Source organism: Parabacteroides caecihominis (assembly GCF_023656785.1).
Taxonomy (GTDB): Bacteria; Bacteroidota; Bacteroidia; order Bacteroidales; family Tannerellaceae; genus Parabacteroides; species Parabacteroides segnis.
This window is the reverse complement of sequence record NZ_JAMOKS010000068.1, coordinates 1-12994: the sequence shown is the minus strand read 5'-3', so window position 1 is coordinate 12994 and position 12994 is coordinate 1. Positions and strand designations below refer to the sequence as shown.

The 12994-nt window shown below is 46.8% G+C and carries 10 protein-coding genes; 1 reads left to right on the top strand and 9 read right to left on the bottom strand.

Features of this window, described 5'->3' with window-relative positions:
* Positions 1–180 precede the first annotated feature (180 nt).
* The 9 genes from leuB to NBH14_RS27980 form a co-directional block, all read right to left on the bottom strand.
* Positions 181–1251, bottom strand: a complete 1071-nt coding sequence (gene leuB / locus NBH14_RS28020; protein ID WP_186961915.1) for a 3-isopropylmalate dehydrogenase — start codon at positions 1249–1251, stop codon at positions 181–183.
* A gap of 14 nt (positions 1252–1265) precedes the next feature.
* Positions 1266–1712 carry a methylglyoxal synthase gene (locus NBH14_RS28015; RefSeq protein ID WP_186961914.1) on the bottom strand — a complete coding sequence of 149 codons (447 nt, stop codon included), beginning with the start codon at positions 1710–1712 and terminating at the stop codon, positions 1266–1268.
* A gap of 18 nt (positions 1713–1730) precedes the next feature.
* Positions 1731–3242 (bottom strand): hydroxymethylglutaryl-CoA lyase-like TIM-barrel protein, encoded by a 1512-nt coding sequence (locus NBH14_RS28010; RefSeq protein ID WP_186961913.1) that lies wholly within the window; start codon positions 3240–3242, stop codon positions 1731–1733.
* 1 nt (position 3243) lies between these two features.
* Complete coding sequence (leuD, locus tag NBH14_RS28005) at positions 3244–3834, bottom strand: 3-isopropylmalate dehydratase small subunit (RefSeq protein ID WP_186961912.1); 591 nt, start codon at positions 3832–3834, stop codon at positions 3244–3246.
* 33 nt (positions 3835–3867) lie between these two features.
* Positions 3868–5265 carry a 3-isopropylmalate dehydratase large subunit gene (gene leuC, locus NBH14_RS28000; RefSeq protein WP_250817973.1) on the bottom strand — a complete coding sequence of 466 codons (1398 nt, stop codon included), beginning with the start codon at positions 5263–5265 and terminating at the stop codon, positions 3868–3870.
* Positions 5266–5283: 18 nt separating this feature from the next.
* Positions 5284–6780 (bottom strand): 2-isopropylmalate synthase, encoded by a 1497-nt coding sequence (locus tag NBH14_RS27995; protein ID WP_128134140.1) that lies wholly within the window; start codon positions 6778–6780, stop codon positions 5284–5286.
* A gap of 351 nt (positions 6781–7131) precedes the next feature.
* A complete protein-coding gene (locus NBH14_RS27990; RefSeq protein ID WP_186961910.1) occupies positions 7132–8556 on the bottom strand; it encodes an L-arabinose isomerase family protein in 1425 nt (474 codons plus the stop codon).
* Positions 8557–8572: 16 nt separating this feature from the next.
* Positions 8573–10750 carry a glycosyl hydrolase gene (locus tag NBH14_RS27985; RefSeq protein WP_186961909.1) on the bottom strand — a complete coding sequence of 726 codons (2178 nt, stop codon included), beginning with the start codon at positions 10748–10750 and terminating at the stop codon, positions 8573–8575.
* A 150-nt stretch (positions 10751–10900) separates the two neighbouring features.
* Complete coding sequence (locus NBH14_RS27980; protein WP_186961908.1) at positions 10901–12064, bottom strand: purple acid phosphatase family protein; 1164 nt, start codon at positions 12062–12064, stop codon at positions 10901–10903.
* A 362-nt stretch (positions 12065–12426) separates the two neighbouring features.
* On the opposite strand from NBH14_RS27980, the gene NBH14_RS27975 reads away from it, so the two are divergent.
* Positions 12427–12708, top strand: coding sequence for an HU family DNA-binding protein (locus NBH14_RS27975; RefSeq protein ID WP_128134149.1), 282 nt, complete (start codon positions 12427–12429; stop codon positions 12706–12708).
* Positions 12709–12994 lie beyond the last annotated feature (286 nt).

Here is a 12994-nt window from a genome sequence, read left to right as displayed (position 1 = left end):
AGGTCGATTTCAGCCAAAATTTGAGAACAAGAACTTTTTCCAGAACTAATTTTCTTTCTATTTACTATACAAAATGTCAAAGATCTTTTTGAGATATGTTTTTACACAGTCTCTTGAGAGGGGAACTAGGTACAACTGGTCAATAATCTGATAGTTCAAATCTGATAAATTCCAAACCTATTACTTCTTCGCAATATATTCAGCAATCCAGTCCCCTACTTCGCTGGTCTTGTAGGCTTTGCCATTTTCAGCGATATCTTCGGTTACAACGTTGGCATCCATGGAAGCAGCAACGGCTTCGCGGATCAATGCACCTTCTTCCATCCCGTTGAAAGCATATTCGAACATTAAGGCGGCACTTAGGATAGTTGCCAGCGGATTGGCTATATTCTTTCCGGCAGCCTGCGGATAAGAACCGTGGATCGGTTCGAACACGGAAGTATGCACACCGATAGAAGCAGAAGGCAGCATGCCCAATGAACCGGTAATTACCGAAGCCTCGTCTGTCAGGATATCACCGAACATGTTTTCGGTAACCATCACGTCGAAACTCTTCGGCCATTGAACCAGACGCATAGCGGCGTTGTCGACAAACATATATTCTGTCTCCACATCCGGATATTCCTTTTCGATCTCCTGAGCCACCTGACGCCACAGACGAGAAGTTGCCAACACATTCGCCTTATCGACTACCGTTACTTTCTTGCGGCGTTTCTGTGCATACTGGTAAGCCAGGCGAACGATACGTTCGATCTCTTCACGGGTATAAACACAGGTATCATAAGCCGTGTTTCCATCTTCGCTTCTACCCTGCGGACGACCGAAATACATACCGCCTGTCAATTCGCGGATACACATAAAGTCTGCTCCCTCGATCAGTTCGGCACGAAGCGGAGATTTATGCAACAGCGACGGGAACGTTGTCACCGGGCGGATATTGGCAAAAAGTCCCAGCTTCTTACGCATTCCCAGCAGTCCTTGTTCGGGGCGTACCTTTGCGGAAGGGTTATTATCATATTTCGGAGAACCGATCGCACCAAAATAAACGGCGTCGCTCTGCATACAAAGTTCATGCGTTTCATCCGGATACGGGTTGCCGGTCTCATCGATGGCAACCGCTCCCACCAGAGCGTGTTTGTAACTTAGTTCGTGGCCATATTTTTCGCATACGGCTTTAACGGCTTTCATGCCTTGTTCTACAATCTCGGGACCGATACCGTCGCCGGGAAGGACTGCGATGTTTAATTTCATTTCAGTTTGTTATTTTAGTCTCTTTTAAATAGCACATATTTGGGTTCCATAGGGACATAACTATCATCGTCCCACAGGGTACTCGTAATCATCAGGTCGGCACTGTAACGGTTACAAGCAATGGGTACATTATGAACACGACACTGGCGAAGCAACATCTGAATATCAGCTTCGTGCGGTTGCGCGTTCAGGTCATCGATCAGGAAGACCGCCAGATCCACCTCCTTGCGTACCACCATGGCGGCAATTTCTGCATCACCACCTAACGGCCCGGAATGCATACAGATTACTTCGGCAGCAATACCTTTCTCGTCGAAAGCATTACGTATCATTCCGCCGGTTGTACCGGTACATACTAAAAGATGGTGGGAAAGGAATTCTGCATTGTGTACAGCCCATTCTACCATGTCAGCTTTACGATTGTCGTGCGCTACCAGCGCAATGGTCAGTTTTCTGTTCATAACTAATACCTCCTATATTTATTGTTCAATCTTATTCAGCATCTTCAGCGTCGCCTTGATGGCGGCTTCCGTCTGGTCGGCATCGAGGCCGCGGGTTTTGAAATCTATCCCGGCATAATTCCAGCTGATGATCGTCTGCACAAAGGCATCGGTACGACCTCCGGGGGGAATGGATACGGAATAATTCGTCAGCATCGGGAACGGGCGGCCCAGATCGGAATAAATCTTGCGAAGGGCACGGACGAACGCGTCGTACTGGCCGTCGCCGGATGCGGATTCCTCGTATGCCTCGCCGTCGATCTCTATTTTCAGCGTAGCTACCGGCCTCAGTCCCTGCGCCAAAGATAAGGAATAATTTAATATACGGATACGTTGGTCTGCCATTGTATCATGGTGAAGGACATCACTGATGATATAAGGCAGGTCTTCCGTCGTCACCATTTCCTTCTTGTCACCCAGTTCGATGATCTTTTCGGTGATCTTACGCATGGAATCGTCGTCCACGTCGATTCCCAACGATTCCAGGTTCATGCGGATATTCGCCTTGCCGGAAGTCTTTCCGAGGGCATATTCGCGGACACGGCCGAAACGTTCGGGGATCAGGTCGTTGCAATACAGGTTGTTTTTGCTATCGCCATCGGCATGGACGCCGGCACATTGCGTGAAGACATGTTCACCGATGATCGGACGGTTCGGAGCGATATGGATGCCGGAATAGGTCTCAACCAGGCGGCTTGCGGCATTGATCTTCTCTTCCCGCACGCTGGTCTGACCGTTCAGATGGTCTTTTATCACGGCGATCACACTGCTGAGCGGTGCATTTCCCGCCCGTTCGCCCAGGCCGTTGATCGTGGTGTGGACACCGTGTATTCCTGCCCGGACTGCCGAATAGACATTGGCTACCGCCAGGTCGTAATCGTTGTGGGCATGGAAATCAAAATGAAGCCCGGGATAATGTTCGAGCATCTGTTTGCAGAACTCGTACGTATTGCCCGGATTCAGGATACCCAACGTATCAGGCAGCATAAAACGTCGGATCGGCAGGTCTTTCAACGCATCGATCAGCTGGAAGACATAATCGGGAGAGTTTTTGATCCCGTTCGACCAGTCTTCCAGATACATATTAACCTCAATACCTTTTTCGGTAGCCAGCGATACAACAGAACGGATATCTGCAATATGCTGTTCGGGCAATTTGCGGAGTTGTTCGGTTACGTGTTTATACGAACCTTTACAGAGAAGGTTTACCACACGGCAACCGGCCGATTCGATCCAGTTGAGCGAGGCGTCGCCATCCACAAAGCCCAATACTTCAAGCTTATGCAGATTTCCGGTACGTTCGGCCCAGACAGCCACTCGCTTCACGGCTTCGAACTCTCCGTCCGATACGCGAGCAGAGGCAATCTCCACGCGGTTTACTCCCAGATCCCCCAGCAGCATCTGCGCAATACTGAGCTTTTCGTGAGCCGCAAAAGAGACACCCGATGTTTGTTCCCCGTCCCGAAGGGTTGTATCCATTATTTCTACCATCTTACTTTCTATTTGCTTCGTACGCTTCTATCTTCGACTTATTAGCCAGCAGATAATCGATATCGTCCAGACCATTTACCAGGCAATCTTTTTTATAGGCATTGATGTCAAAGGATTCGCTTTTGCCGGTTGCGTTGTTGGTGATTGTCTGCGCGGGCAGGTCGATTGTCAACGTTACTTTCGGATCGGCTTCAACAGAAGCAAATATCTCCGCCAGGAACTCCGGAGAAACAACAACCGGAACAAGGCCGTTGTTCATCGAATTGTTCTTGAAGATATCGGCGAAGAAACTGCTGACTACCGCCCGGAAACCATATCCGGCAATCGCCCAGGCAGCATGTTCGCGACTGGAACCGCTACCGAAGTTCTTCCCGGCAACAAGAATCTGACCTTTATAAGTATCCTGATTCAATACAAAGTTGGGATTAGGGTTACCGGCTTTGTCATAACGCCAGTCGCGGAAAAGATTATCTCCGAAGCCCTCGCGTGTGGTCGCTTTCAGGAAGCGGGCCGGGATGATCTGGTCTGTGTCAACATTTTCCAGAGGAAGAGGGACACAGGTCGATGTTACTATCGTGAATTTTTCTTTCATTTCGTTCTCTTGATTTTTCAGTTCGTAATCTTATTACATTAAATCTCTCGGATCGGTGATCTTACCCGTCACTGCCGCTGCCGCTGCAACCAACGGTCCGGCCAGGATGGTACGTGCACCCGGTCCCTGACGGCCCTCGAAGTTACGGTTTGAAGTAGATACGGCATATTTGCCTGCCGGAACCTTATCTTCATTCATGGCCAGGCAAGCCGAGCAACCCGGCTGACGCAGTTCGAAACCAGCTTCCGTCAACACCTTATCGATACCTTCCGCACGGATCTGGCGTTCCACCTGCCAGCTGCCCGGAACCAGCCATACGATCACATCGTCGGCCTTTTTCTTTCCTTTCACCAGGGAGGCAAAAGCACGGAAATCCTCGATACGGCCGTTCGTACAACTTCCCAGGAAGACATAGTCGATCTTTTTGCCCAATACAGGTTCACCGGCGGTGAAGCCCATATAGTCCAGAGATTTCTTATAAGAGATACGGCCGGCTTCGTCTACGCTCTCCATCGTCGGGATGTTTTCGCGGATGCCCATTCCCATTCCCGGATTGGTTCCGTATGTAACCATTGGGTCGATATCTTCTGCATGGAATACGATTTCCTTGTCGAATTTAGCATCGGGGTCGCTGTACAGTTCACGCCATTCAGCCAGTTTCTTTTCCCAGGCTTCGGCACGGGGAGAAAATTCACGGTCTTTCAGATAGTCGAAAGTGACCTGGTCGGGAGCGATCATACCACCGCGAGCACCCATTTCAATAGACAGGTTGCAGATGGTCAGACGTTCTTCCATCGTTGTGTTGCGAATAGCTTCGCCGGCATATTCAACGAAATAACCGGTAGCGCCGCCTGTCGTCATCTTACTTATAATGTATAGGGCGAAATCTTTTGCCGTTACACCCGGTTTGCGTTTGCCGTCGATGGTGATACGCATCGTCTTCGGCTTGCGCTGCATAATACACTGAGTAGCCAATGTCATTTCTACCTCGCTGGTACCGATACCGAAAGCAATTGCGCCCATGGCACCGTGGGTAGAAGTATGAGAGTCACCGCAAACGATCGTCATACCCGGCTGAGTCAGACCAGTTTCCGGTCCTACTACATGGATAATACCGTTTTTGGGGTGTTGCAGACCGTAATAAGTCAGGTTGAAATCCTTCGCATTCTTTTCCAATGTATCCACCTGGTTCTTGGAAACAGGGTCTTCGATCGGTTTCTCCTGGTTCAATGTCGGAATATTATGGTCCGGCATACAAGTAATCTGCTCCGGTCGGAAGGGCTTCAGGCCACGGGCACGTAACCCCGCAAATGCCTGCGGACTGGTTACTTCATGGCAGAACAGACGGTCGATGTAAAACTGGATCGTTCCGTCGGGCAGGGTATCCACCACATGTTTCTCCCAAATCTTTTCGAATAATGTCTTGCTCATTGCTAATTATGTATTATGTTATTTTACGAACTTGTTGATTGCGTCGATAAAGGCTTCTACGGAAGCAGCGATGATATCGGTATTGGCGGCAAAACCGTAGTAATTATTTCCGTCGTATTCCACCTGCATATGGACTTTACCCATGTCGTCGCTACCTTTATTAATAGCCTGGATGAGAAATTCCTGGATGGTCATCGTGCGGTGGATAATCGACTTCACGGCTTTGATGGCTGCATCGACAGGGCCGTTACCGGCAGCGGCAGCCTGGAACTTCTCACCGGCGATATTCAAGCAGACGCTGGCGACAGACTGTAAACCGACACCCGATGTAACCTGCAAATATTCCAGTTTGATGCGATGCATGGCTGTGCGGTCTTTTCCGGCCAGCATCAACACGTCGTCGTCATTAATATCTTTCTTGCGGTCAGCCAGTTTCAGGAATTCCTGATATACCTTATCCAGTTTTTCCTGGTCCAGTTCCACACCTAAAACACTCAGGCGGTGTTTCAATGCGGCACGTCCGCTACGGGCGGTCAATACGATTGCGTTATCGTCGATACCGACATCTTTCGGGTCGATAATCTCATAGCTTTCACGGTTTTTCAATACACCGTCCTGGTGGATACCGGAAGAATGGGCGAAAGCATTACGTCCGACAATCGCCTTGTTCGGCTGAACCGGCATGTTCATCAGGCTAGAAACCGTACGGCTGATGCCATAGATTTTGGTTGTGTTTATATTGGTTTCGATACCACGCTCTTTGTGGCTGCGGAAGATCATGGCTACTTCTTCCAGCGAAGTATTACCGGCACGTTCGCCGATACCGTTGATGGTCACTTCCACCTGGCGGGCACCGTTCAGGACACCCTGCACGGTATTGGCAGTTGCCATACCCAGGTCATTATGGCAATGAGTGGAGATGATTGCATGCTGGATGCCGTCCACATGCTCCATCAGATATTTGATCTTTGCGCCATATTCGTCAGGCAGACAGTAACCGGTCGTATCCGGGATATTCACAACGGTTGCACCCGCTTTGATCACCGCCTCCACGACACGTGCCAGATAGGCATTGTCCGTACGTCCGGCATCTTCGCAGTAGAATTCTACGTCTTCCACATATCTTTTGGCATATTTGGTGGCAGCGATGGCACGCTCCAGTATCTCGTCCTGGTTGGAGTTGAACTTATAACGGATATGGTAATCGGAAGTACCGATACCGGTATGGATACGTCCGCGTTTGGCGAACTTCAATGCTTCGGCAGCCACATCTATATCTTTTTCAACCGCACGGGTCAAAGCACAGATAGTCGGCCAGGTAACGGCTTTGGATATTTCAACCACACTGTTGAAATCGCCCGGACTCGATACAGGGAATCCAGCCTCAATCACATCGACGCCCAGCTCTTCGAGTGCTCTGGCAACCTGAATCTTTTCAATACTGTTTAACTGGCAACCCGGCACTTGCTCACCATCCCGTAATGTGGTGTCGAAAATAAATAATCTGTCTGACATAGTTCTTATCGTCTTAAATTTGTTAATATTCTTTTGTTCATTCATAAAAAAAGCCTCTCTCACAAGGAAGTGAGAAAGGCTCTTTAATATCTTCATGCATCAGAAAAGCACGTACAGTCTCACTTCCTATCCCGTTCCCAGAGTAGAATAATGTTTAGAGAAATAATGAGACTATTTGCTATGTTCTGTTTCATTGTCATTTTTATTTAACGCTGCAAAGATACAGCCTTTTTCTAAACCACCAAATATAAAACGATATTTTTTACACATATTATCTTATAAACTGAAAGAGGAAAGGCTTTCGAATTAATAAATCATTACTCAAACTCCCTTCCTATAGCAGTCTCCCACCTATCCTACCCTGATAATCGGTATATCCAGCAGGAATGCGATTTTCTCCAGTTTATCTACCTGATGTCCAAGCCCTATCGCACAATGATGGGAAGGGCCTGCCTTGCTCCATGCGTCGATAAAAGCACGGGCACCACAGGCAAAACGATAGCGGCTGTTCGTATTTCCAATCTTCAAAGTCGGTCCTTCCACCGATTCTCCTTCGGCTGCCAGCAGGAAAACGCCGTCTTTCCCTTCGCAGACGGACAACAAAGTAACAGGGCCATGTTTGACCGTCATCTGGATAGACAATCCTTTACCCGGTTTGCCATGATAAACCGGAAGCGGCACCAACCGGACTTTTCCTTCCGCTATGGCAAAATGAGCCGGACCGTCATGCCCCAGCATAACGATATCATCCTTGAAATCAAGGGCATAAAATTCAGAGAAAGAGCCGCCTGCTCCCAACAAAGACATGATCTTCATTGCCTGTACATTCTTCACTTCACATTCGCCGGCAACAGGGATCTCGCGTCCGGTCAACAACGTGTTCCCGGCAATGACGGAAGTCACGATATTCTCATAATCATTTCCGGCATAGCCTTCATAATAATAGGCCATCGAACCCAGGTCGTGCGCTTCGATCAGCCTGTCGAGGGCTATGGATGTCCGGGCGGCACGTTCCAGCTCACCGGCTTCGCATTGCTCGTCGATCTCAAAACAAGCATTGAATTCATCCAGTTTGTCTTTTACATCTTCATCGGTAACGTTGTCGCGGTAGGCTTTCAGTTCGCACATCTCCACGATTTCCACATGCGTACCGAAAACAGACGACTGCCGGGTCAGGTCGGTATACACATCGAGCATCCCGCAATAATAATGTCCCAGGATTCCCATGCGGTTATTCTTCATCCCATTTACCACACGGGCGGCATCGATCCAGCCGTTTATCTGCTTCCACACATATTCTTCCTGCAAATAGCCGCTTACGATTTCATAAGGAATACCGGCGCGGTTGAACACGCTGGCAAATTCAGGTACGGAACAGGCCTGGCAATGTGCCAGCCATTCACCTGTCATTTTTCCCCTGTCACCCAAGCCGTTTATATATTCATAGTCGATTGCCGCAACGGGCTGGATATTCAAGAGAATAACCGGGACCTTCACACGCTGGGCCAACGGAAGGACCGTCGAAGATAAAGCGTAAGTAGAAATAAAGACAAACAGAAGGCTGATCTCTTCCTTCTTCAGATTTTCCGCTGCCTCAACAGCTTTTACCGGGTTATCAGCAATCCCGGCGTTAACGACTTCGGTGTCCGAACGGGACATCTCCGATGCGATCCAGTCCTGGTATCCGCAAAGACATGTGTATAATCCTTCAAATTGGGGCCAATACGTATCCAGGCCCAGTCCAATCAGGCCGATTTTAGTTTTTCCTGTTTTCATGGTATCTATTTTTCTATTATAAAATGTTATCAATAAGGAATACGGACGAATGCCTTTCTATCGGTAATGTAACCGTTGTCGTTTCCATACCGGAAACACGTTTATGTTCATATGCCACCTTCATCCGCTGTCCGGTATGAGGGTTCAATAAGACAGGTTTCAGCTTCCCCCGCAACACGACATTTGCCTGATAGGGTTGATCTTTCAAATTGGCAAAATAATAAACAGACTGATTTTTCAGTTCCTTATGTATGTAATTCAATTCATGCCCTGCTTCAAAGGCCACATCAGGAACAGGATAGGAATCTTCGATTGCTGTCTTTAATGCATCCGGTCCTGGTTTCTCTACAAAAAAGGCTTTACCCGCAGTTGCGTAGGAAGCATTGATACCTAATATACGGGAAATGATGTCTTTCACCTCCTTGTCCTGTCCCGGTTCTACCGATTTCTCCGGTAACTGGGTTGTAAATATGACATTCCCCCCGGATTTAAAGAAAGACTCGACCTGTCGTAAAGCCGTTAACGATATTGTTTTTACTCCGGGAATAATAATCAACCGGAAAGTTTCTTTGTTCACCTGATTATCGAGGTGCAACAGTCCTTTTTTCACACGGCATTTTGTAGATAAGACCTCCGGATGCAGATAAGTGAAATCACGCCCGAGAGTATCAGTCAATAAAGCCGAGACATGTGTATAATCCGTATTCGGGATCATTACCCCGCCTTCATAAAATCCCAGTTCCCCGTCCATCACATGTTCTCCCTGAAGAGATTCGATCGGGTAAAGGACTGCTATATCGGCGACATGTCTTCCTTCCTGCTGCAAAATATAGTTGAGACGTGACAGGAACTTATTAAATGCCGGAAGTGAGTCCCGGTACAGTTCGTTCCGCCAAGATAACTCAGGCAGAAAAGTAACATGCTGATCGTTATACCAGACAGCATGAGGGATAAGCGTATTGACCCCTTTCGTATATTGTTCCATGGCTATGTGGTAAAGCTCTTTTACACTGATATTCCCCATAGCACCGTATGTTTCGGACATTACCTGGCGTTTGTCCCAATTATAGGCAGAAGAAGAAACCACTTTATAAAACAATTCGGTCGGACGGCCTCCGCCAATCTTGTCAATACCGGGAATCCCCATATATTTCCCACACAACATCAAATCACCTGAAGTACCCACCGGATTCGCAATCTCTTCCTGATCCTGATGGCCGGTAGAGTAAATACCATGGGCAGAAGCCCATTCACCGATTGTTTTCATAAAACCTTCGGAATACAAATGGGCACGCAAGCCAAACAGACGGTTTCGCGCAGATTGTGTTTCCTCCCCGATGTCATACCATAATGCCGGATACAACAATTCGGGGGATTCCCCGTAACGGGAGATAAATTTGTCGTTAAACGCGTCTGTCCAGATACGTCCCTTAGCCCGGTACAGGGTCGGTTCATCGAAAAAAGTTTCTATGATCGTATTCCCGAAATAGGGAGAGAAACGGTCATAATATGCCTGATGAGTTTCTTTTACAAACAGCCTGACGGCTTCTGGGTCCAGATAATCCACATTCGGATCACCATCTTTCACACAGACGAAAAACAGGATCTTCCAGGCCCCTTCCGGAACTTTCCAGTTGAGTTTACCGGAACGGATATATTGTTTCAGTGAAATCCGATGCTTCGTCAGCGTGTCCATTGCAACGACCGACATCAGTTTTCCGGCAGGAACGACCTGCTCGAATGATTCGCCGGCAGCCACTTTATACTCCACTTTATCCAACCGCTTGATCGTGGCATCCGGATATTTGTTCATAAAACGAGGTACCCCATCCGCATTGATGGCTCCCATACTTCCACTCGGAAAGCCATACTCATCATACAGAGATATATGCACATCCAGTTTCTTGGCTTCCTCTATAATCCTGCCATAAAGATTGAAATAATCGTCAGACAGATATTCCGGCTTAAAGTCCTGCCCGAAAGGAAGGATTGCACAACCGCCATACCCATCTTTTCGGATCATCTGACGGAATTGGTCCAGCAATTCGTTTTCATTGACCGTCGCATTATTCCAAAACCACAAAGGAACAGGCTTGTATTTATTCTCCGGATTTACAAAGGCTGACTCACTGACCTGGGCAGATACACCAAACGAGACAAAACACATACATATGACAAAGAAAATACCTTTCATTAAAGATTCTATTTAGGTTATACAATGATTACCGTTTTTATGATTGCACAAATATAGAACCTCTGCTTCAACAGGTTATTTTCAAAACTGATTCTATTCTTCCTATTTTTGATAGTTCAGCCGGAAGGGGGGTTCTCCCACCTATATGTCTTATTTGGTTATTGTCAGCTTATCCACCTCTTTCCCCTCCATGTCCAATATCCTGATGTTTAATTCTTTTGCGCCTGCTTCCGCTTTCAGTACCGTATTATTGGAGTTTACGATAACCGGAAAACGGACGCCGTCTTTCGGTTCATTCCGCATATACCGGTGAAGATGACCGCAAAGCATGATATCGACACCGGCATTATTGAGTAAGGGGATAAACTTTTCGGCGACTTCCTGCTCACCATGCCAACCGCCAAACGGAGGCATATGGCAGACAACGACTTTAAACGGTGCTTCTTTATACTCCTTGCTTTCAAGTACCTTCTTCAACCATTCCGCCTGTTCCGTACGATACTGGTCATAGACTGTTATGCCGGCATATTCAAGATCCGAATCCGGCTTATCTTCGCCACTGTCCAGGATAACAAAGCAGACAGGTCCTTGGCGGAACATATAATAGATATGCTCCTGTTTCGGAGAGAAATAGTCCTGGAATGCGATAGCAAAGGAACCGCGGGTTTCATGATTTCCACGGGTATAGTACATCGGTATCTCGGAGGCGAAAAGCTCGGTTGCCTTATCCATAAAGCCTTCGAATATTTCCTTTTCATTGTTGAAAATAGAGACCATATCGCCATTGAACAGAAACATATCGGTCTTTTTCAGATCACAATGGGAAATCAGTTTTTCCAGCAAATCGCTTTTTCCGTGGATATCGTTGACCATGGCAAAATTCACGGATTGCCTGCTATGATCGCTGGTCAGGAACGTCAGCGGTTGCTTGCCGTAAACAGACGTTGCCGCCACATTCCCGTAAATCACCCGCCAACCGACATGGCTTAACACTTCCTGCGAATACACCCGGTAGCGATAACGTGTGCCGGGCTTTAACCCTGTCAGATGCACAGAATGGACAGTGGAGGTCAGCTTGATGCCATTCTTCGCATTAAAGAACTTCGGACGTTCTGTCTGATAATAATGAGTTCCGTCATCAGGCGCCAGTTCCACCCAGCCGATCGAAGGCTTGTTCGCAGTCCATACAATAGTGACTTCATTTTCTCCCAGATTTTGCAGATAAGGGGCATGCGTTATCTTTATATCATCCTGGGCATATGCAGAAAAAGTGATTAATACAGACAAAATAAACAGTAAACTGATTTTATTCATGGTATATCTTTTTAAGTTGTTAACGATCTCCTACAAAGATACATTCTTCATTTATTCCGGCAAACCCTACCGGGATTAAATCCCGTTATCTACAGGAAAGAAGTACACCTTCGCAGACACGCCTCTTCTTTTATGACAGATTAAACTATACCAAAAGAATTTGGTTCAGTTCTGAAGTTGACAGTTGACAGTCATTTTGGCTTTCAGTCGATTCATTTACCGGGTGCGAAGCTTAAAAGAGCGTAGAAACAGATAAACAAGTTCATATTTATGTAAAATAAAAGAAATAATTCGAGAAGTCTTGAATAATAATAGGTCTTTTCATTAGCTTTGCAGAATCATTAATCATAAAAAAAATACCTATGAACAAAGCAGAACTCATTGTGGCTTTAGCTGAAAAGTCCGGATTGAATAAACAAAAAGCAAAAAAAGTCCTGGAATCTTATATAGAGATCGTGACTGAAAAAATGTCCCAAAATGAAGAAATAGTCCTTATTGGCTTCGGGACGTTGATTCCCAGACCGCAAAGTAGCCGGATGGCGCGTAATCCAAAGACCGGCACTCCGGTACGGATCAAGGCAAGAACAACCGTAAAATTCAAACCGGGCAAATTCTTGTTGGAAGCTATAAACGGTAAAAAATAAAAAGAATACCGATACATTCATCATCTAAAGGTAGATGTCGCAAAAATCTCGTTTTAAACGAGATGAAATTCGTCTTAAACGGACTGTAACCCCGTTTAAAACGAGAAAAAACCCGTTTTAAACGAAGTTTGTGCTCGTTTAAAACGGGTTTTCAGGTAAATATTGTAGTAACCTAATTTTGGTTGTCTGTTTTTTGTCTTACTCCTGAAGTGGGTTGACTGGATTTAACATTTAAAACTATATCGGGTTGACCGTTTTTTCTTTTATCTCTAAAAGCGGTTTACCC

Coding starts and splice junctions, on each gene's coding strand:
- NBH14_RS27975 (WP_128134149.1), top strand. CDS start 12,427: ATGAACAAAGCAGAACTCATTGTGGCTTTAGCTGAAAAGTCCGGATTG.
- NBH14_RS28015 (WP_186961914.1), bottom strand. CDS start 1,712: ATGAACAGAAAACTGACCATTGCGCTGGTAGCGCACGACAATCGTAAA.
- leuB (WP_186961915.1), bottom strand. CDS start 1,251: ATGAAATTAAACATCGCAGTCCTTCCCGGCGACGGTATCGGTCCCGAG.
- NBH14_RS27990 (WP_186961910.1), bottom strand. CDS start 8,556: ATGAAAACAGGAAAAACTAAAATCGGCCTGATTGGACTGGGCCTGGAT.
- leuC (WP_250817973.1), bottom strand. CDS start 5,265: ATGAGCAAGACATTATTCGAAAAGATTTGGGAGAAACATGTGGTGGAT.
- NBH14_RS27980 (WP_186961908.1), bottom strand. CDS start 12,064: ATGAATAAAATCAGTTTACTGTTTATTTTGTCTGTATTAATCACTTTT.
- NBH14_RS28010 (WP_186961913.1), bottom strand. CDS start 3,242: ATGGTAGAAATAATGGATACAACCCTTCGGGACGGGGAACAAACATCG.
- NBH14_RS27995 (WP_128134140.1), bottom strand. CDS start 6,780: ATGTCAGACAGATTATTTATTTTCGACACCACATTACGGGATGGTGAG.
- leuD (WP_186961912.1), bottom strand. CDS start 3,834: ATGAAAGAAAAATTCACGATAGTAACATCGACCTGTGTCCCTCTTCCT.
- NBH14_RS27985 (WP_186961909.1), bottom strand. CDS start 10,750: ATGAAAGGTATTTTCTTTGTCATATGTATGTGTTTTGTCTCGTTTGGT.